Here is an 18,956-nt window from a genome sequence, read left to right on the forward strand (position 1 = left end):
GTACCGTTTGCGAATCAGGGGTACGGATGGAGCTCGCGGTCCGGACGGAACTCGAAGCCCAGTTCGGCCGGGACGGTCCGGGCGCGCTCGCCGAAGTAGGCGGTCCCGGTGAAAAGCGGCTGGGCGTCGGGGACGAGGACCCGGACCGCCTCGAACCCCAGCGAAGCGACGTCGCGGGTCGTCAGTCGCGCGGCGAACGCAGACAGGTCGGCGTCGGCGAGGCGGTCGAGGACGGCGTCGAGTTCGGCCGTCCCCTCCGGGACCTCGGCGGGGCCGACGCTGTCGCTCGGGACCGTCGTCTCGACCGAGACGAACTCCCGGGCCGATTCGGGGAATCCGGCGTACCGGCCGATGGCCCCGTCCGAATCGGCGGCGTCCTCCCGGCCCATCGACCGGAGCTCCATCCAGTTCTGGAGGGCCTCGGCCAGCGCCGACTCCGCCGCGGCGTCGGGGTCGAGGTCGGCGTCGGAGCCGACCGCGAACGCGGGCCACTCCTCGCGGTCGCGGTGGACCGCGACCGCGACCACCGGTACGTCCACGTCCTGCGTGACCAACATCGCCGTCACGTCCAGATTCTCCGCGCGCGCACGCCGCGAGAGGGTCTCGAACCGCTCGCTGTCGACCGACAGCCCAAGCGGTTCGAACGTCGAGTACCACGCCAGCATGGTGGCGTCGCGCTCGACCGCCTCGTAGAGCCCCGACAGCAGCGCCTCGACCGTCGAGTTCCCGAGGCCGAGACCGGTCGTAATCGAGGGCCTGTGTCGGACCTCCGGCGGCGGGAAGTGGACGAACTCCGCGGGGAGGTCGACGGAGTCGCCGGTCGCGAGGTCCGCACCCCGGACCCACGCCACCGCCTCGTCGGGAGCGGGGGCGGCCCAGTCACCGGACTGGGCCGCCCCCGCGTCCCCGGGCCGGACGAATTCGGCGGGCGCGACTGCCGAGTCGACGTCGGCGGGTCGCGCGACTCGGAACTCCGACTCGCGGTAGACGCCCGCCGCGTAGCGTTCGAGCGCCTCGCCGAGCGCCTTCATCAGCCCCTCGTTCCAGTCGGCCGCCACGCCCGCGGCCTGCTCGGCCGCCCGCGCGTCGCTGAATCCGGTCGTGTCGGCCAGTTCCGCGAGGTAGTACGGCGCGGGGAACGACTCGGCCTCGCCTATCGACGAGACGAGGCCCACGCGGTCGTCGACCGCGCGCTCGGCCCGGGCGAGCGACTCCTCGAGGGTCGATTCGGCGTGGTCGCGCGCGAGCGTCCGGTCGCGCGCGTCGCCGCAGACCCCGCAGTCGGGCACCGGCAGGACCCGGCGCTCGGCGTGGGGAACCTCGATCACGCCGCCCAGAATCGCCGACTCGCCCCCCGACAGCAGCGTCGCGGCCTCGCGGCCCGCGAGCGCGCCCGCCAAGCGGGCGGTCGGGGCGTCGGTTCCGGGGGTCGCTTCGTCCCCGTCTCCGTCGTCGGCATCGCTTCCGTCGTCCAGATTCGCCTCGACCCGCGTCCGCAGGCACTCGTAGCACGCGGTCGCGGGCGCGAACCCCGAGACGGCGGCCTCGACCTCGGGGAGCGGGCGGCCGCCGACCCCGCCCAGCTCGACGGCGAGCCACGGCGTCTCTCCCTCGCGGGCCGCGCTGTTCGCGCGCTCGAACGTCTCCGCGCCCGCGTCGTCCACGACGACGCCGAGGTCGACGCCCGCGAACTCGCGGGCGTCGACCTCGGCGGTTTCGGCGTCGGCGAGCGCCGCGGTCGCGGCCTCGACCGCGACCCCCGCGCCCGCGATTCCGACGGTCGGTGTGCTCATGGCTCGACCGACGGACCGGGACACGAAAAACGCGGTGCTATCGCTCGGGGGTCGGTGACCGGCGAGCGAAAACCCCGCTCGCCTCTCGGCGCGAAACGACGTTTTCCGTCAGTTCAGCATGCTCTGGGCGACGCCCGCGAGCTGGTCGGTCTCGGCGTTCTGGAGGTCCTCGTTGGCGAGCTTGAGGCGCAGACGCGGACGACCCACGTCGATGGGGACCTTCTCGGTGCCGATGAGGCCCATGTCCTCGAGCTTGGTCTTCGTGCGCGAGAAGGTGGCCTTGCTCGCGATGCCGACGTCCTCGCCCCACTTGCTGATGTCGTACAGCAGGGCCTCGTTCTTGGCCGCGACGAGCAGGCTGATGGTGACCTCGTCGAGACCGTCGCCGTCTCCGCGGGCGGTCTCCATCGAGGAGAGCACCTCGTCGAAGTCCTGCTGGGCGTCGGCGCTGATCTCCTCGCCGAGCGTGTCGCGGACGCGCGAGATCGCGGGAGTGCGAAGCGAGAAGTCGCTGGTCTCCTCCCACTGCGCGGTGTAGGAGTCGTACGCCTCCGCGACGAACTCGTCGTCGTCGGCGGTGAGGCCGCCGACCTTGTCGTCGGCGGTCACCAGCGCGATGACGACCTCGTCGGTGACGATGAGCGAGTTGCTCGGCACCTCGTCGGTGGTGCGAAGCGACAGCGCGCCCTCGTCGATGAGGTCGGCGGCGTTGCTCGCGACGATGAAGTCCTCCATCACGTCCTTGAGCGTCCCCTCCTGTGCGAGCAGGCGGATGGTGGGCAGGTCGCCCTCGTACTCGGTGGCGACGCCAATGAGCTCTTCGATGGTGTCCTTCGATGGATTGACGACGAGCAGGGTCTCGGGCGCGCCGTCGACGACCGTCCGAAGGATTTCGGCTATTTCTTGATCGAGTAAATTCGATTCGGTCTCCATATACCCACAAACGCGTTTACCCTACTTAATTTTAACGTTAGTAACAGGGGGAAATCACGGATTATACGAGGAAGTCGGAGGTAGGTTTTACATCCCTAATCTCGTCGTCGGCCCGACCGTTCACACCCGATAGCAGTATCGAGACCGATATCCGATATTCGAAAATTTCGTTGAGGAGTGGAATACCTTCGAACGAGCGCGGATTTTACTCGCAAATATGTAGTTTCAACGGCGTATTTCCGGAGTTATTGCGTTCCTACTAAAACGTGAAAGATACGAAACAATCAAATGGTGGGACCCTGTAACACGGGATACGCCATGCGAGGCAAAATCCGACAATGGTTCGTTGACAGACCGCGAGCGATGGATGCGGCCTACGCAGTGATGCTGGGAACTACGTATCTGTGGGAAGTCGGTATTCAGGACTCTGCAGGCGGTTCTACAGGGCCGTAGTCCGGCGGTTAGCTTTCAAGTATTTTCGATAGCTCATTCGACCAGTAGAGATCACCATCGTAGACGAAGGGGGCCTTTGCTCGGTCGAGGAACGAACGGAGCTCCGAACGGTTGAGTGTGAAGTTCATGTCCTTTCCGTGGAGGTACATCTCCTCACCGTCGTCGTCAGGTAAGTAAATCTGATACCCACCACCAATGCTCCGCGGAGTCGTCTGAGTGAACTGAACATCAAAGGCTCCATCGGCCTCCTCTATCGTCCCGGAAGTTGGGTATCGGTTGTCACTCTGGGTCAGAACGTACGTTCCATCCCCGACGACCGCGTAGTCCTTGCCCATCATGATCCGCCGCCGGGCGAGCTGGAGGGCACGCTGGATGCTGAATCCGTGGATGAGCAGGCGGGCGAACGCCACGCCGACCTTCGCGGCCTGCTTGTTCAGGACCTTCGTGAACGTGACCGCGCCCGCGGCGCTTCCCTTCCTGACGAGGTCGCGTCCCTCGTAGTAGGAGCCACACGCGTTGAGGAAGAACGTCTGGACGTTGCTCTCCGCGATGTCCTCGACCGCGAGGTGGCCGTTCCGACACCGGAGTCCGTCCTCCTCGCAGTGGCCGATGTAGTGGACGAAGTCGTGGGCCGACTCCAGCACGTCGGCGAGTTCCCGCTTCGAGAGGTGCTCGTGAACGGTCACGTCGATGGGGAGGTCCTCGGCGCGCTCCTGATAGATGTCGGCGACGGTGTCGTGTTCGTCGACCATCTCGTCGTCGTTGAGGACGACCGTCACGTCGATGTCGCCCTCGCCCTGGTCGATGTACTTGAAGCGGTTCTCGTAGGCCTCGGGGACCGCCTTGAACACGTCGATGGGGACGCCATCGGCGAGCCAGCCGTTTATCTGGCCCTCGTGGAGGACGGGGTCGCGCCGGTCGACCGACCTGACCGTCCCGGCCCCCGCTCGGTATCCGGCTCCCGCGACGGCGGCCGCCTGCTGTGGATGGGCCGTCGGGTCGCCCGCCCGGTAGAAGTCGTCGATGGACTTGTTCAGGAGTTCTTCTTTCTCCAGTTCGGTGGATTCGGGGAGGTAGACGAGGCTGAGGTTGTTGAGGAAGTACGGCAGCGAGGTGGCGCTGTCGGCGACCGGTTCGACGTGCATGGCGAGGTGCCACTCGGGCAGGTCCTCGTCGATGCGCTCGTACCGGGCGTCGAGATACGTCGCCAACTGCTTGGCCGGGGTCGAGTGGTACGTCTCCTCGGCGTCGAGGTCGAGTCGGTCGAGCAGGTCCAACTCCGCGAGGTCCCAGCTGTACTCGCCCGCGTTCCGGACGAGGCAGTCGAGGAAGAACACCCGCCGGAGGGTGTCGGCGACCTCGTGCTGGAACCCGGGCAACGGGGTGAACCGGTGTTCGACTCCGGCCTCGGGCGCGCGGAGGACGGGGAACTGCCGGTCTTCGACCCGGAGTTCGGCCTGCAGGTAGTAGGCCAGGGGCGCGGCGACGAACACGTACTCGAAGTCGTCCGGGACGGCCAGCTCGATTCCTACGTCGGCCCGCGATTCGACTACGTGGTCGGGAATCTCGGTTCGGCCGCCGAGTTCGAGCCGCGGCGGATGACCGCGCAGGTTCGGATACGAACGGTCCGGACCGACCGTCTTGTGGGAGGCCGAGGCGTACGTCACCGCCGTCGCGACGCCCTCGGGCGTCGGCGGCACGGTGATCGTGTCGACCGGTTCCTCGTAGTGGCTCCGGAACCCGAACGTCACCTGCGTTCGCCCGGGGAACGAGACGATGAGGTCGTTGTAGTCGTCGGTCTTCCGAACCGTCGCGGGCCCGGAGAACTTCAGATACGTCTTGATGTTGAGATTGACGTCGAGGAGATACTCGTCGTCGGGGAGTTCGAGCGGTTCGCTATCGCCGCCGTGGGTGTGCTTTTCGTTGGACGTACCGCTGAACGCGAAGACCAGCGCCGCGGGGAGCCGAAGCTCGGAGGCGTAGCCCGACACCGTCGCGTCCAGCGGCCGGTCGATGTCGTGGCCCGCGTCGGCGGTCGACCAGCCGTCGGCGTCGATACACACCTCCGTCTTCGTGCGGTCGAACACCCGAAAGCCGGAATCCGTCTCCTCCCACTCTATCATGTCGGCGTCAAACAACGTGTCTCACCCGGAGTTTATATTTTTGTCGCCCGCCGCAACGCCGCGAAAGGTAAGCTTATACTTCGGGGCGCAGGGATTTCTCCCATGAAGTACGACCGCGTCCGCGAGGCCGACCCGAAGGTCGCAGACGCCCTCGAAGCCGAAGTCGAGCGCCAACGCGATACGCTGGCGATGATCGCCAGCGAGAACCACGTCAGCGAGGCCGTCCTCGAAGCCCAGGGGAGCGTCCTGACCAACAAGTACGCCGAGGGGTACCCCGGGTCGCGCTACTACGGCGGGTGCGAGCACGTCGACACCGTCGAGGAACTCGCCATCGAGCGCGCGAAGGAACTCTGGGGTGCCGAGCACGTCAACGTCCAGCCCCACTCCGGGTCGCAGGCCAACATGGCGGTCTACTTCGCCATGCTCGACCCCGGCGACAAGATTCTCTCGCTCGACCTGACCCACGGCGGCCACCTCAGCCACGGCCACCACGCCAACTTCACCGGCCAGCTCTACGAGGTCGAGCAGTACGAGGTCGACCCCGAGACGGGCTACATCGACTACGAGCAGTTGCGCGACCACGCCGAGGCGTTCGACCCCGACATCGTGGTCTCGGGCTACTCGGCCTACCCCCGCGAGGTCGAGTGGGAGCGCGTCCAGGAGGCCGCCGACGCCGCCGACGCCTACCACCTCGCCGACATGGCCCACATCACCGGTCTCGTGGCCTCGGGCGTCCACTCCTCGCCGGTCGGCGTCGCCGACTTCGTGACGGGGTCGACCCACAAGACCATCCGGGCGGGCCGGGGCGGCATCGTCCTCTGCGACGAGGAGTACGCCGACGCCATCGACTCGGCCGTCATCCCGGGGATGCAGGGCGGGCCCCTGATGCACAACGTCGCGGGCAAGGCGGTCGGGTTCGGGGAGGCACTCGAACCCGAGTTCGACGACTACGCCGAGCAGACCGTCAGGAACGCCGAGGCGCTCGGGGAACGCCTGCAGGAACACGGCTTCGGCCTCGTCTCCGGGGGTACCGACACCCACCTCGTACTGGTCGACCTCCGGGAGTCCCACGAGGACGTGACCGGCAAGGACGCCGAGGAGGCGCTCGAAGACGTGGGCATCGTCCTCAACGCCAACACCGTACCGGGCGAGACGCGCTCGCCGTTCGTCACCTCGGGCATCCGCGCGGGGACGCCCGCGCTCACGACCCGAGGCTTCGACGAGGACGACTGCGCGTACGTCGCCGACCTCATCGCCGACGTGGTCGACAACGTCGGCGACGACGACGTGACGGGCGAAGTCGCCGAGCAGGTCCAGGAACTCTGCGAGGCGAACCCCCTGTACGAGTAGGTCGCGGTCGATTGCCGTTACGCTTCGTTTTCGTTCCGGTACGGTACCTCTGCCGTCGAGCCGTCTGCTCGCGCACCCACTCTCTGATGCACGATATTGCATATATGGGGTTATATCGGCGGGGAAATGAGCACGAACCCGTGGATTGAAATGGCTCGGCGTCCCACCTACAGCCAATGACGGACATCATCGACGGCGACGCCGTCGCCGCCGACATCCGCGCCGACCTCCAGGACAGCATCGACGCGCTCGCCGACGAGGGCGTCCGGCCCGGCCTCGCGACCGTGCTGATGAGCGACGACCCCGCCAGCGAGACCTACGTCTCGATGAAACAGCGCGACTGCGAGGAGGTCGGCATCGAGGGCATCCACGTCGAACTCGACCCCGACGCGCCCGCCGACGAACTGTTCGACACCGTCGAGGACCTCAACGACGACCCCGAGGTCCACGGCATCCTCGTCCAGATGCCACTCGTCGAGCAGGTCGACACCCGCCGGGTCCTGCGCTCGGTCGACCCCGAGAAGGACGTGGACGGTTTCCACCCCGAGAACGTCGGGCGACTCGTCGCGGGGAACCCCCGGTTCAAGCCCTGCACGCCCCACGGAATCCAGAAGCTACTGGAATCGGCGGGCGTCGAGACCGAGGGCGCGGAGGCAGTCGTTGTCGGCCGGTCGATGATCGTCGGCAAGCCGATGGCGAACCTCCTCATCCAGAAGGGGCCGCTGGGCAACGCCACGACCACGGTGTGTCACTCCCGGACCGAGGACCTCGCGGCCCACACCCGCGAGGCCGACATCGTCATCGCGGCCGCGGGCGCTCCAGAGTTCATCGACGGGTCGATGCTCAAGGAGGGCGCGACCGTGATCGACGTGGGCGTCAACCGCGTAGATGCCGACACCGACAAGGGCTACGAGCTCGTCGGCGACGTGGACTTCGAGAGCGCCGAGGGGGTCGCGGGGGCCATCACGCCCGTCCCCGGCGGCGTCGGCCCGATGACCCGCGCGATGTTGCTCTACAACACGGTGAAGGCCGCCGGAGAGCAGGAGGGAATCGCAGTAGACCTCCCCTAACGTCTTTTCGCGCCCCTAACGACGCGTTCGCGAGTCGCGCTCGGCCTCCGAGATTTCCTCGGCCCGCTTCCGTATCCGCTCGCCCTCTCGCCTCGCGCGCTGTTGGTTGTTGTACGCGTACGGCGCGTACACCTCGCCGGTCCCCTCGGTCTCGCGGTCCCCTCGGTCTCGCGGTCCCCGGGTCGCTCGGGAGCGTCCCGGGCCTTCTGACCGCGCGAACGCCGCTTCTGGAGGACCAGTAGCGCGACGATTCCGAGCACGACGCCGAGCCCGAGCGCCCGGACGACCACCGCGGCGTCAGGCGCGGGCAGGTCGTCGCCGAGCGCCCCGCCGAACTGGAGGGCGAGGGGTGCGAGGACGAGGCCGAGAAACAGGAGTCTGACCGCCCACTGCCCGCGCGAGGTCCCTTCGGTCGCCATACCTAGAGGATTGGTAGCAATCGACAAAAGGATTCCCCGCGGGCCTCAGGCCAGTCGCTCGAACCGTTCCCGCGCGCTCGCCAGCGCGTCCTCGTCGCCCGCGCGCAGGAATCGACTCAGGTCGCGGGCCGCCTCGACCAGCGATTCGGCGGTCCGAGGGTCCACGTCGCCCTCCAGCGCCCGGACGCGCGTGACGTGGTCGCCGAGGGTTTCGAGCGCCGACGGGGCGCGGTCGTCTGGTTCCCCCTCGTCGGAGTCGCGGGCCTCGTCGACCCAGTCGGCCATCTCCCGTCGGTACTCGCCGACTGCCTCGGCGTAGGCGAGCCCCCGGACGGGGTGCATCGCGGTCGGGACCTCGCCGGGCGCGGGACGCACGGAACCGCCCGCCGAGGGCGGGGGCGAGGCGCGACGCGCCTCGCCCCCGCGCTCGTCTTCACTCGCTTCCTCACGATTGCGCTCGCCCTCTCGCAGGCCCTCATCTTCTTCCTCGGCGTCGGCCCCGCCGAGTAGCGCGAGGAAGTACCACTCCTCCTCCTCGTCGAGGTCGAGGCCGCGACCCACCGCGTCGGCGGCGTGGCGGAGTTCGTGGGCCGCGAGGTACGTCTCGTCGAGGTCGAGGAGGTCGCCGCCCCGCACGAACCCGCGCTTGCGGACGTACTCGCGGGCGAGGTCGCCAGCGCGGTCGGCGACCTCGCGCAGCGGCCGCGAGTCGACCAGTTCGCGGGCCTCGGTCAGGTCGAGTTCGACCGGCGTGTCGGTGTGGAGTCGGCGGTCGGAATCGACGCCGACGCTGCGGAGACTCCCGCACGACGGGCACTCGACGCTCGCGGTCTCGTAGTAGGACCACCGGGTGCCACACTCGGCGCACTCGCGCTCGCCGCGGACCTTCATGCGCCGGGTTTCGACCGCGCGACACAAAACGTCCCCGAACCCGGCCGCCTGAAGATTTATATCACGAATCCGCGATTTGTCGGCCATGCCCCGCGACGGCGAGGAGGACCTGCTCCGCTTTCGCGCGCCGGTCTCCGAGCGCTTCTGGCACGACTACGGCGTGCCCGTCGCGTTCGTGGCGACCGCGCTGGTCGCGCTCGCCCTGTTCCGCGCCCAGAGCGTCGGCGAGGGCGTCGCGTTCGTCGCCGTCTTTGTCGGCCTCTCGCTCGCGTCGATACTGGCCGGACTCGCGGTGTACAACGTCGTGGTGGTCGCGTTGCTCGCGCGGAAACGGTGAGTCCGGATCGACGACGGCCCCGTTTCGGCCGGTAACGCGAAATACGCCGGGGGTAACGTCCGTTCGCCCCGTCGCAAGCCCCGCAACCGACGCGAACGATTTCGCCACTATATCCGGGTCGAGGTGTTGTGGACGACCGACCATGAACGGGGGAGAGAATCACACGACGTTCAAGACCCCGTCGTCCGGGGCCGACGGTTCCGAGGGCGACGACCGGGAGTTCGCGACGTTCGAGAACCCCCGCATCGAGTCGGTCACCTTCCACCTCGTCAACCACTGGCGCGACCTCCGCATCGTGGGCGTCGGCGAGCGGTCGGCCGAGACCCACGACGTGGTGGTCTCCTGCGAGCGCTGTGAGGTCCGCTACCTGCTCGAAGACCTCCCGGCCGAGCGCGTCCCCGGCACAGAGGCGTTCGAGAACCTGAGTTCGTGACGGGGCGACCGCCCCTCGCCCCCGGTATTTAAGCCGGGGGCGACCCAACGACCCCACGCATGTCGACGGGACCTTCGACTCCGGTAGACGCGGAGGATAGAGGAAGTCGCCAGACGGCGGCTGGTCGAGAAATTCTCGGCCGAGCGCACGCCCGATTCTGAGTCCGACGCGAGCGTCGCGGTGACGGTCGCGGGCGAGGTCCACGAACTCACCAGAGCCGAGGCCGACGAGCTGCGCGGCGCGCTCGGCGAGGCGCTGACCGAGCGCCGGGAGTTCGTGCGCACGGTCGGGACCCACCGCGAGGACGGCAGTTACGTCGTCGCGCGCAGGCGGGCCGACTCGTCGGGCCACCGCAAGGTGTTCGAGGGCTTCGCCGCGCTCCGGCGGCTCTACGACCGACTCCCAGAGGAGTTCACCGCCGAGAACGTGGGACGCACGGGACTGACCGGCGGTCGACGCCACATGCTCGTCCACCACTTCGCCGAGCATCCGGCGTTCGCGTGTGAGCTATCGAGGCGACAGCCCCTGACCGCGGAAAAGAACCCGGACGATGGGGGTGGAAACGAGAAGTGACGTAATTTGTCGGTCGAGGTTCGGTGGTCTTTGGTGGTCCGGTGGTCGGCCGTGATTCACTGGTCTGTCGTGGTTCGGTGCCACCGGGACCGCCGCGAAGCTAGCTACTCCCGGTACCGATGAGACCGCACAGCACCGCGACCGCACAGCACCGCGACCGCACCGCAACCGCGCCCCGTGCCTCCCCGCGTGCGAACTCGCTCGCGGTGCGAGCGAGTTCGCGGCGCATCCCGTGGTTCGCGTAGCCTCCGAAACGCCCGGTTCGTCCGGGCCTCTGCGGTCGGGCGAGGACGGAGCGAGCGAAGCGAGCGACGACCGAGCAGGCTTCTTGGTGACGGGAGTAGCTAGCGTCGTCGTTGCCGTTCGAATGGCTGTTACCGACGAGACGACGCCGGATTCGCTCGCGTCGTGCCGCCACGCCAACGCTTTTGACGCTCGCCTCCCACCCGACTCCCATGCAGCCACGACCATCCACCTTCTCGATAGCCGCCCGCGACCCCGAGACGGGCGCGGTCGGCGTGGCGGTCCAGTCGAAGTTCGTCGGCGTCGGCGCAGTCGTCCCCTTCGTCAGCGCCGACGCGGGCGCGATAGCCACCCAGAGCTTCGCGAACGTCGCCTACGGCCCCGACGGCCTCGACCTCCTCCGGGAGGGGAAGTCGGCCGAGGAGGTCGTCCGGGAACTCGTCGGGGCAGACCCCGAGGCCGAGAGCCGACAGGTCGGCGTCGTCGGGCAGGACGGCTCGGTCGCGGCGTTCACCGGCGAGGAGTGCTTCGAGTACGCGGGCGACCTGCAGGGCGAGGAGTACACCGTGCAGGGCAACATCCTCGAAAATCGGGACACCTTGGAGGCGATGGCCGAGGCCTTCGAAGGAACGGAGGGCGGCCTCCCCGAGCGCCTCATCGCCGCGCTGTACGCTGGCAACGAGGCGGGCGGCGACAAGCGCGGCGAGCAGAGCGCCGCGCTCTACGTGGCCAAGGAGGGCGGTGGCTACGACGGCAAGAACGACCGCTGGATAGACGTGCGCGTGGACGACCACGAGTCGCCAATCGACGAACTCGAACGCGTGTTCAAGGTGTACGACGTGACCCTGCTCGAACGCGAGGAGCCCGCCGAGCTGACCGAGCTATCCGGCGAGACCGCCGAGGCCGTGACCGCCACGCTCGCCGACCTCGGTTTCTACGGGGGAGAACCGACCGGGGAGTTCGGCGAGGCCGAGCGCGACGCGCTGGAGGACTTCCGCGGGATGAACAACTTCGAGAACCACGAGCTTCCGGTGCTGGAGGACGCGCTCGCCCGCGGGTGGGACGACGCTGAGGACGAGGGCGAGGAGAAGATGGTCGATGCGATTTGGCACGGCCTGTCGCGGTTGGAGCGGAAGTAACCTACTCCGGGAATAACTCGCTTATTCGCCCAATACGGTGCGTGAAATCTACGGTAAAGGTAGGAGACTCGCGGATCGTTCAGTACGGACAGAAGCCATTATCGTATGGGTCTGTGACGTGTTGTTTCGGTAGATACGAGATAGAACTATCGTGGACGTCTCCTTGTCAGTTCACTGGGAGAAGAACCTCTAAACCCCGAACTTAAATCACCTATCCCGATACAATTTATCCTCTGGTGGCTGCTCTCCTTGTTTCCAAAGGCGCTTTTCGTACATCTTTTTATATGATTCAAAAATTTGACTCCCTGCTTTTGGAGAAACCTGTACATTTGGTCTGTCTTCAGGGCCCATACGCGGAAGGAATAATTCAATCTCGGCTTGCGCATCTTCTTGATTCGGATTTAGTATATTCACACTATTGTGGATCAAATGGGGTACCCAGCGAACATCGAAACCTACGTCAATGGCTTCCTGTGTGGTATTTAGTATATCATCATGGAGTGTCTCGGGGGATGCGTATATTCCACCAGTACCACCAGTACCACCTGTAGCCGCTGAATGTATTCTGAGATTGTGTGGATTAGGGGCTGGAAGAACTAATCGAAGATCTGCATCCTCAGGCGTATTTTGCGCAATATTATTAATTGTAACATGTCTGCCGCTATGCCAAGCACACCATACTGCCTCTGCTCCATTTGATTGGTCAGCGATGTGTGGACTGTCCTCCCTTTTTTCATATACAGCTACAACCGGTTTCTGGAGATGGTTTTCTAAGACAGACTCTATCGATTCCACGGCAGACTCTATCGATTCCTCGGTTTGTTTTGCCGTAATCCGCACCATTCCGATTTCGATTGTTCCAGTGGCAAAAAGAACAGCACCCAATGAAACCAATATATCCGGAAAAACTCCAAACCCCTTTGCTAACAGTATACACGTTATTCCAAGCAGCACCAGTACAAGACTACTCAGTCCCCACCTTGTCGGAAAATACATTTATTTGGAAATGTTTTGTGGTGTAGATATAATTAACGGTGGCTCAATAGTTGCTATACGAGAATCTGTACATTTGAGAATCGAGAATTTGTGCAAATACGTTGATTATGTTTGTGTAGAAAGCGCTGAATTACACGCGTGCGGGTTTCTGCCTCGTACGATCATCGGACACTTCCTGAACTAGTAGAGAGCTCAGCGCTCAATACGCAGAGCTATGCAACGGTTCCAGAAATTCAAATCTAAGGCCGAAGAGAGGAACCGTACTCCCCTCACTCCTCTTTCGGCGCGAACTCCACCAGCGTCAGGTCGCGGTCGAGCATGCAGTAGTCGTGGGGCGGGTCGCCGAGCTTCTCCGCGATGCGGTACTCCTCGTCGAACGCCGCACCCGTGGGTTCGCAGTACTCGTGGCTCGGACACTCGGTGTGGGGGCACGGCCCCGCGAGGCTGGCCTTGCTCCCGGCGTAGGCGTTCTTCGAGGGGACGTTGGCCGTCATGCCCACGGGTTCGACCTCGACCGCGGTGACCCCGGCGTCGTGGACGGCGCAGTCGAGGGTCTGTGCTCCCTCCCGAACGTCGGTGACGCGGTAGCGCACCCCCTCCGAGAGATTCAGACACTGGCTCCGGTACGGACAGCCCTCGCAGGCCGACGACTCCCCCCGATAGACGAACTCCCGGCCGGGGTCGGCGAGCCGGGTCCCGACGAGCGTGATGGACGACATAGCTGGTCGTACGCAAGCCGCGCGGTTAAGTTTCTCGTCCCGTCAACGTCGCCCCGTGAGCTCGTCCAGCCTGTCGAGGTACGCCTCCCGGGGGACCTGATACGCCCCGCGATAGTCAAGGTCGCCGCGGGCGAACTCGCGCGCGAGTTCGCCCGCGGCGTCGAGAGCGGCCTCCCGCGAGTCGTGAGTCCGGGCGCTCACCAGTTCCACGTCGGGTTCGAGGAAGAACTGGACCCGCCACACGTCGGGCGCGCCGGACGCGGCCTCGGTCTCACCCGGCGGCCGGTTCGGCGCGCCGCCAGCGACGTAGATGGTCGGGAGACACGCCGGGGGAAACTGCTCGGTGTCGAACACGTCGGGGCGGTACGCGAGGATTCGCCGCCCGCCGGGTTCGTCGTTCCAGACGGTCCACCCCTCGGGGAGGTCGTCGGCGTCGGTCATGTCCGGCGGTTGGGGACTGTCGGGTAAGGGACTGGCGGTCGGTGGTGGCCGTATTTAAACCGAGCGTTCTGGACGACTCGGTCGGGCGTCCCGCGCGCGAGCGACGCCGGTCGCCCTACTTAATCGTCGGTGTTCAATTAGATTGGTTCAACTGAAGTCGATTCTGATTCGAGCCAACAGTTATATGTTCTCTCATCCCATCCATTAAATAGTATCGGTGGTAGCAACCCACGCGGTACGCGGTAACACCTACCAGAACCCGGTCACGTCCGTTCGATTCGGTCGCCCTCCGACGTGTAGTCGCCGTGATTAGGGTGTGGGGATGGCACGCACATGATCGGCCAGTACCAGGACGCCCCGTCGGTTCGCGGGGCCGCGCGGAAGACCGAGAAGGGGGACCTAGCACGCCCAGCGCCGGGCCCGCGTCCGAACGTCGACTCCGTCGGGCCGTTAGACCTTAGTGGCTGTACGGCTACCACATACTCCGACCGGCGAGTTCGGTCGTCCGCTTCTCTCGCCTCTCCCACCGAACAATACGTGATACAATGAGCGAAACACTGGAAGAACTCAGCCAGCGCTATCAGGAATCGATGCCCGAAGACCTCCGCGAGACCAAGTCGTTCGACTGGTACCTCGAAGAGGTGTACGAGGACCCGAAGGTCGCCCGCAACGCCCACCAGCGGGTCGCCGACATGTTCGACTACTACGGGACCGAGTACGACGAGGACGCCGGGGTCGTCGAGTACCTGCTCGCCTCCGAAGACCCGCTCCACGACGGCGAGAACACCTTCTACGGCCACGAGATACACCGGGCCATCCACGAGTTCGTCAACAAGGTCAAGTCGGGCGCGCGCGGACTCGGCCCCCAGAAGCGCATCAAGCTCCTTCTCGGTCCCGTCGGGTCTGGCAAGTCCGACTTCGACCGGCAGGTCCGCACGTACTTCGAGGACTACACCCTCACCGAGGACGGGCGGATGTACACCTACCGGTGGACCAACCTCTGTGAGGTCGTCCACGATCAGGACCCCGCCGACGACACCGTCCGGTCGCCGATGAATCAGGACCCCCTCGTCCTGCTTCCGCTCGAACAGCGCCAGCGGGTCGTCGACGACCTCAACGAGAACCTCGACGCGCCCTACACCATCACCAACGAGCAATCGCTCGACCCCGCGTCGGCGTTCTACATGGACGAACTGCTGGCCCACTACGACGACGACATCCAGCAGGTCCTCGAAAACCACGTCGAGGTCATCCGGCTGACCGCCGACGAGAACAAGCGCCAAGCGGTCGAGACGTTCGAACCCAAGGACAAGAAGAATCAGGACGAGACCGAACTGACCGGCGACGTGAACTACAGCAAGATCGCCATCTACGGCGAGTCCGACCCGCGCGCGTTCGACTACTCGGGGGCGTTCTGCAACGCGAACCGGGGGATATTCTCGGGCGAGGAACTCCTCAAACTCCAGCGGGAGTTCCTGTACGACTTCCTCCACGCCACTCAGGAGCAGACCATCAAGCCCAAGAACAACCCCAGAATCGACATCGACCAGGTCATCGTCGGCCGGACGAACATGCCCGAGTACCGCGACAAGAAGGGCGACGAGAAGATGGAGGCGTTCAACGACCGGACCAAGCGCATCGACTTCCCGTACGTCCTCGAATACGACGAGGAGGCCCAGATATACCGGAAGATGCTCGGGAACGCCGACGTGCCCGACGTTCACATCGAACCCCACACCCTCGAAATGGCCGGGCTCTTCGGCGTCCTGACCCGCATCGAGGAGCCCGATACCGAACTGGTCGACCTCCTCCAGAAGGCGAAGGCGTACAACGGCGAGATAAAGGACGGCGAGGACGTGGACGTCAAGAAGCTCCGCGAGGAGGGCGAGGAGACCGCAGACATCGGCGAGGGGATGGAGGGGGTCTCCGCGCGGTTCATCGGCGACGAGATCGCGGAGGCCATCATGAACTCCACCCACCGCGACAAGGGGTTCCTCAGCCCCCTCTCGGTGTTCAACCACTTCGAGGAGAACCTCGAAAATCACGGCTCCATCCCCGAGGAGAACTTCACGACCTACTACCGCTACCTCGAGATGGTCCGCGAGGAGTACAAGGACCGCGCCATCGAGGACGTGCGCCACGCGCTGGCCTACGACATCGAGGAGATACAGCGCCAAGGCGAGAAGTACATGGACCACGTCATGGCGTACATCGACGACGACACCGTCGAAGACGAGCTCACGGGCCGCGAGCAGGAGCCCGACGAGAGCTTCCTCCGGGCGGTCGAGGAGAAGCTCGACATCCCCCGCGACCGCAAGGACGACTTCCGCCAGGAGGTCAGCAACTGGGTCAGCCGCCGCGCCCGCGAGGGGTCGCCGTTCGACCCGCAGGACAACGACCGCCTGCGCCGCGCGCTGGAGCGCAAGCTCTGGGAGGACAAGAAGCACAACATCAACTTCTCCGCGCTGGTGTCGGCCAACGAGATGGACGACGACGAGCAGAACGCCTGGATAGACGCGCTCATCGACCAGGGCTACTCGCGGGAGGGTGCCAAGGAGGTGCTCGAATTCGCCGGAGCCGAGGTCGCCCGCGCGGAGATGGAGGACTGACCGTGTCGTCCGGCCACGACGACCGCTCGGGGACCGACGACCGCTCGGGGACCGACGACCGCACGGGGACCGACGCCCGGAGCCGGTCGGGCGCGTCCGAATCGGACGCGCCCGACGGCGAGGCGTTCATCGCCGACGCCGACCGCGAACTCCGGGAGACCTACGAGGAGCCCATGAGCCTCGCGGCGTTCGTCGAGGAGTCCTTCGAGAACCCGACCGTCGCCGCCCACGCCAGCAAGTACCTGCTCGACGCCATCGAGTCGATGGGCACCCGGACGGTGGTCGAGGAGGGCGAGGAGAAGCAACGCTACCGCTTCTTCGACGACCCGCACAACGGCGGCGAACACGCCATCCTCGGCAACACCGAGGTGCTGAACGCGTTCGTCGACGACCTGCGGTCCATCGCGGCCGAGCGCGGCAAGGGCGAGAAGATAATCTGGTTCGACGGCCCGACCGCAACGGGCAAGTCCGAGCTGAAGCGATGTCTCGTCAACGGTCTCCGGGAGTACTCGAAGACCGAGGAAGGTCGCCGATACACGATGGAGTGGAACGTCGCGAGCGCGACCGAGGCCCGTAGCCTCTCGTACGGCGACGAGCGGGCCGCGGGCGACGAGGAGAACTGGTTCCCGAGTCCGGTCCAGTCGAACCCGCTGACGGTGTTCCCGTCCGAGGTCCGCGAGGAGATACTGAACGAGATAAACGCCCGACTCGACGACCACATCGACGTGACGGTCGAGGGACGGCTCGACCCCTTCAGCCGGGAGGCCTACGACTACCTCGAAGAGCGCTACCGCCGGACCGGCGAGGAGGACCTGTTCAGCGCGCTGACCGACCCGAGCCACCTCCGGGTGAAGAACTACGTGGTCGACGTGGGCCGGGGCATCGGCGTCCTCCACTCCGAGGACTCGGGGCCGCCCAAGGAGCGGCTCGTCGGGTCGTGGATGCGCGGGATGTTGCAGGAACTCGATTCGCGCGGTCGCAAGAACCCGCAGGCGTTCAGCTACGACGGCGTCCTCTCGCAGGGCAACGGCCTGCTGACCGTGGTCGAGGACGCGGCCCAGCACGCCGACCTGCTCCAGAAGCTGTTGAACGTCCCCGACGAGGGGACGGTGAAGCTCGACAAGGGCATCCAGATGGACATCGACACCCAGCTGGTCATCATCTCGAACCCCGACCTCGAAGCCCAGCTGAACCAGCACGCCGAGGCGGGCGGTGCCGACCCGCTGAAGGCGCTCAAGCGCCGACTCGACCGGCGGCGGTTCAAGTACCTCACCAATCTGAGCCTCGAAGCAGAGCTCATCCGCCGGGAGCTGACCAACGAGACCGACGTCTGGCAGGCCGACAGCTACGACGAACTCGAAGCCCTCATCCACGAACCGCTCTCCCTGCAGGTGCGCGACGACGACCACGACGTCTCTCGGCGCGAGCTCGCGCCCCACGCGGTCGAGGCCGCGGCGATGTACAGCGTCGTGACGCGACTCGACGGCGAGGACGTGCCCGCGGGACTCGACCTCGTGGACAAGGCCCTGCTGTTCGACCGGGGCTACCTGTTCGACGGCGACGACCGCCTCGACAAGGACGACTTCGAGTTCGACGACGACGCCGACGACGGCGACCAGGGCATCCCGGTGACCTACACGCGGGACGTGATCGCCGACCTGCTCAACGAGGACAGCGACCGCCACCACTCCGACCACGCCGTCGAGGAGGTCCTCATGCCACGGGACATCCTCAACGCGATGGCCGAGCGCCTGAGCGGCGCGCCGGTGTTCTCGACCGCCGAGCGCACCGAGTACGAGAACCGGCTCGTCCCCGTGAAGAACTACGTGTTCCAGCAACAGGAGGAGGACGTTCTCGACGCGATGATGGCCGACAAGCGCGTCGACGAGGCGACCGTCGAGGAGTACGTCGAGCACGTCTACGCGTGGGCGACCGACGAACCGGTCGAGAACGACCGGGGCGAGCGGGTCGAGCCCGACGCGCTCAAGATGAAGGTGTTCGAGACCGAGCACCTCGGCCGGTTCTCGCCCGAAGGGTACGGCCCCGACCACGGGCCCGCCCCCGCGGTCGAGGAGTTCCGTCGCAACAAGGTCATCACCGCGCTGAACCGCCACGCGTGGGAGAACCGCAACGAGGACTTTCAGGTCGGCGACATCGACCCCAAGGAGATACCCATCATCAAGACCGTGCTCGCGAACTACGACTGGGACGACGTGCGCCGGGTGTACGAGGACTTCGACCCCTCCCAGTGGTCGGACCCGCCCAGCGACACCGAGACGGCCGCGGTCAAGGCCGAGACGATAGCGAACATGGTCGAGCTGTTCGGGTACACCGAGGCCTCGGCGGAACTGACCAGCCAACACGTCATGAGTCAGGTGAGCTACAAATGGGACTGAACCGAGACCGGCCGAACGGAGACCGGCCGTGCGGGCCG

General features: G+C 65.8%; 16 protein-coding genes. 8 read left to right on the plus strand and 8 right to left on the minus strand.

Annotated features, from left to right (window positions below; genetic code table 11):
- Window positions 1–14: 14 nt before the first annotated feature.
- The 3 genes from NGM10_RS14250 to NGM10_RS14260 all read right to left on the minus strand — a co-directional run bounded on the left by NGM10_RS14250 (window position 15) and on the right by NGM10_RS14260 (window position 5,302).
- Complete coding sequence (locus tag NGM10_RS14250; protein ID WP_253479833.1) at window positions 15–1,793, minus strand: YcaO-like family protein; 1,779 nt, start codon at window positions 1,791–1,793, stop codon at window positions 15–17.
- Between the two features lie 108 nt (window positions 1,794–1,901).
- On the minus strand, window positions 1,902–2,726 hold the full coding sequence (gene tbsP / locus NGM10_RS14255; RefSeq protein WP_253479835.1) for a transcriptional regulator TbsP: 825 nt from the start codon (window positions 2,724–2,726) through the stop codon (window positions 1,902–1,904).
- 461 nt (window positions 2,727–3,187) lie between these two features.
- Window positions 3,188–5,302 carry a hypothetical protein gene (locus NGM10_RS14260; RefSeq protein WP_253479838.1) on the minus strand — a complete coding sequence of 705 codons (2,115 nt, stop codon included), beginning with the start codon at window positions 5,300–5,302 and terminating at the stop codon, window positions 3,188–3,190.
- A 102-nt stretch (window positions 5,303–5,404) separates the two neighbouring features.
- Between NGM10_RS14260 and glyA the strand changes: the two genes are divergently transcribed.
- The gene (gene glyA / locus NGM10_RS14265) at window positions 5,405–6,652 is read left to right on the plus strand and encodes a serine hydroxymethyltransferase (protein ID WP_253479841.1); all 1,248 of its coding nucleotides are present in this window, start codon (window positions 5,405–5,407) and stop codon (window positions 6,650–6,652) included.
- A gap of 176 nt (window positions 6,653–6,828) precedes the next feature.
- The gene (locus tag NGM10_RS14270) at window positions 6,829–7,722 is read left to right on the plus strand and encodes a bifunctional methylenetetrahydrofolate dehydrogenase/methenyltetrahydrofolate cyclohydrolase (RefSeq protein ID WP_253479843.1); all 894 of its coding nucleotides are present in this window, start codon (window positions 6,829–6,831) and stop codon (window positions 7,720–7,722) included.
- Here NGM10_RS14270 and NGM10_RS14275 read toward each other — a convergent pair.
- A complete protein-coding gene (locus NGM10_RS14275) occupies window positions 7,719–8,141 on the minus strand; it encodes a hypothetical protein (protein WP_253479844.1) in 423 nt (140 codons plus the stop codon). The genes NGM10_RS14270 and NGM10_RS14275 overlap by 4 nt on opposite strands.
- Window positions 8,142–8,186: 45 nt before the next feature.
- On the minus strand, window positions 8,187–9,032 hold the full coding sequence (locus tag NGM10_RS14280; RefSeq protein ID WP_253479845.1) for a DUF7117 family protein: 846 nt from the start codon (window positions 9,030–9,032) through the stop codon (window positions 8,187–8,189).
- Between the two features lie 85 nt (window positions 9,033–9,117).
- Here NGM10_RS14280 and NGM10_RS14285 point away from each other — a divergent pair, with 85 nt between their 5' ends.
- The 4 genes from NGM10_RS14285 to NGM10_RS14300 all read left to right on the plus strand — a co-directional run bounded on the left by NGM10_RS14285 (window position 9,118) and on the right by NGM10_RS14300 (window position 11,757).
- Complete coding sequence (locus NGM10_RS14285) at window positions 9,118–9,369, plus strand: hypothetical protein (protein ID WP_253479846.1); 252 nt, start codon at window positions 9,118–9,120, stop codon at window positions 9,367–9,369.
- Between the two features lie 142 nt (window positions 9,370–9,511).
- On the plus strand, window positions 9,512–9,802 hold the full coding sequence (locus NGM10_RS14290) for a hypothetical protein (RefSeq protein WP_253479847.1): 291 nt from the start codon (window positions 9,512–9,514) through the stop codon (window positions 9,800–9,802).
- 180 nt (window positions 9,803–9,982) lie between these two features.
- Entirely contained in the window at window positions 9,983–10,375 is a 393-nt protein-coding gene (locus NGM10_RS14295) for a DUF7528 family protein (RefSeq protein WP_253479848.1), read from the plus strand.
- A 455-nt stretch (window positions 10,376–10,830) separates the two neighbouring features.
- Window positions 10,831–11,757 carry a DUF1028 domain-containing protein gene (locus NGM10_RS14300; protein ID WP_253479849.1) on the plus strand — a complete coding sequence of 309 codons (927 nt, stop codon included), beginning with the start codon at window positions 10,831–10,833 and terminating at the stop codon, window positions 11,755–11,757.
- A 207-nt stretch (window positions 11,758–11,964) separates the two neighbouring features.
- Here the strand turns inward: NGM10_RS14300 and NGM10_RS14305 are convergent, their stop codons facing one another.
- The 3 genes from NGM10_RS14305 to NGM10_RS14315 form a co-directional block, all read right to left on the minus strand.
- Window positions 11,965–12,711, minus strand: coding sequence for a hypothetical protein (locus NGM10_RS14305; RefSeq protein WP_253479850.1), 747 nt, complete (start codon window positions 12,709–12,711; stop codon window positions 11,965–11,967).
- Between the two features lie 311 nt (window positions 12,712–13,022).
- On the minus strand, window positions 13,023–13,472 hold the full coding sequence (locus tag NGM10_RS14310) for a UPF0179 family protein (RefSeq protein ID WP_253479851.1): 450 nt from the start codon (window positions 13,470–13,472) through the stop codon (window positions 13,023–13,025).
- Between the two features lie 42 nt (window positions 13,473–13,514).
- The gene (locus NGM10_RS14315; RefSeq protein ID WP_253479853.1) at window positions 13,515–13,913 is read right to left on the minus strand and encodes a DUF5820 family protein; all 399 of its coding nucleotides are present in this window, start codon (window positions 13,911–13,913) and stop codon (window positions 13,515–13,517) included.
- A gap of 545 nt (window positions 13,914–14,458) precedes the next feature.
- Between NGM10_RS14315 and NGM10_RS14320 the strand changes: the two genes are divergently transcribed.
- Both NGM10_RS14320 and NGM10_RS14325 read left to right on the plus strand, forming a co-directional pair.
- Window positions 14,459–16,522, plus strand: a complete 2,064-nt coding sequence (locus NGM10_RS14320) for a PrkA family serine protein kinase (protein WP_253479855.1) — start codon at window positions 14,459–14,461, stop codon at window positions 16,520–16,522.
- Between the two features lie 128 nt (window positions 16,523–16,650).
- Window positions 16,651–18,918: a PrkA family serine protein kinase gene (locus NGM10_RS14325; RefSeq protein ID WP_253483853.1), complete on the plus strand. Its 2,268-nt coding sequence runs from the start codon at window positions 16,651–16,653 to the stop codon at window positions 18,916–18,918.
- Window positions 18,919–18,956 lie beyond the last annotated feature (38 nt).

It is taken from the genome of Halorussus salilacus (genome assembly GCF_024138125.1).
Lineage (GTDB): Archaea > Halobacteriota > Halobacteria > Halobacteriales > Haladaptataceae > Halorussus > Halorussus salilacus.

Bases quoted from the DNA above. Each gene is read 5' to 3' on its own strand.
- NGM10_RS14315 (WP_253479853.1), bottom strand. From the start codon at position 13,913: ATGACCGACGCCGACGACCTCCCCGAGGGGTGGACCGTCTGGAACGAC.
- NGM10_RS14250 (WP_253479833.1), bottom strand. From the start codon at position 1,793: ATGAGCACACCGACCGTCGGAATCGCGGGCGCGGGGGTCGCGGTCGAG.
- glyA (WP_253479841.1), top strand. From the start codon at position 5,405: ATGAAGTACGACCGCGTCCGCGAGGCCGACCCGAAGGTCGCAGACGCC.
- NGM10_RS14285 (WP_253479846.1), top strand. From the start codon at position 9,118: ATGCCCCGCGACGGCGAGGAGGACCTGCTCCGCTTTCGCGCGCCGGTC.
- NGM10_RS14280 (WP_253479845.1), bottom strand. From the start codon at position 9,032: ATGAAGGTCCGCGGCGAGCGCGAGTGCGCCGAGTGTGGCACCCGGTGG.
- NGM10_RS14275 (WP_253479844.1), bottom strand. From the start codon at position 8,141: ATGGCGACCGAAGGGACCTCGCGCGGGCAGTGGGCGGTCAGACTCCTG.
- NGM10_RS14320 (WP_253479855.1), top strand. From the start codon at position 14,459: ATGAGCGAAACACTGGAAGAACTCAGCCAGCGCTATCAGGAATCGATG.
- NGM10_RS14310 (WP_253479851.1), bottom strand. From the start codon at position 13,472: ATGTCGTCCATCACGCTCGTCGGGACCCGGCTCGCCGACCCCGGCCGG.
- NGM10_RS14290 (WP_253479847.1), top strand. From the start codon at position 9,512: ATGAACGGGGGAGAGAATCACACGACGTTCAAGACCCCGTCGTCCGGG.
- NGM10_RS14270 (WP_253479843.1), top strand. From the start codon at position 6,829: ATGACGGACATCATCGACGGCGACGCCGTCGCCGCCGACATCCGCGCC.
- tbsP (WP_253479835.1), bottom strand. From the start codon at position 2,726: ATGGAGACCGAATCGAATTTACTCGATCAAGAAATAGCCGAAATCCTT.
- NGM10_RS14300 (WP_253479849.1), top strand. From the start codon at position 10,831: ATGCAGCCACGACCATCCACCTTCTCGATAGCCGCCCGCGACCCCGAG.
- NGM10_RS14260 (WP_253479838.1), bottom strand. From the start codon at position 5,302: ATGATAGAGTGGGAGGAGACGGATTCCGGCTTTCGGGTGTTCGACCGC.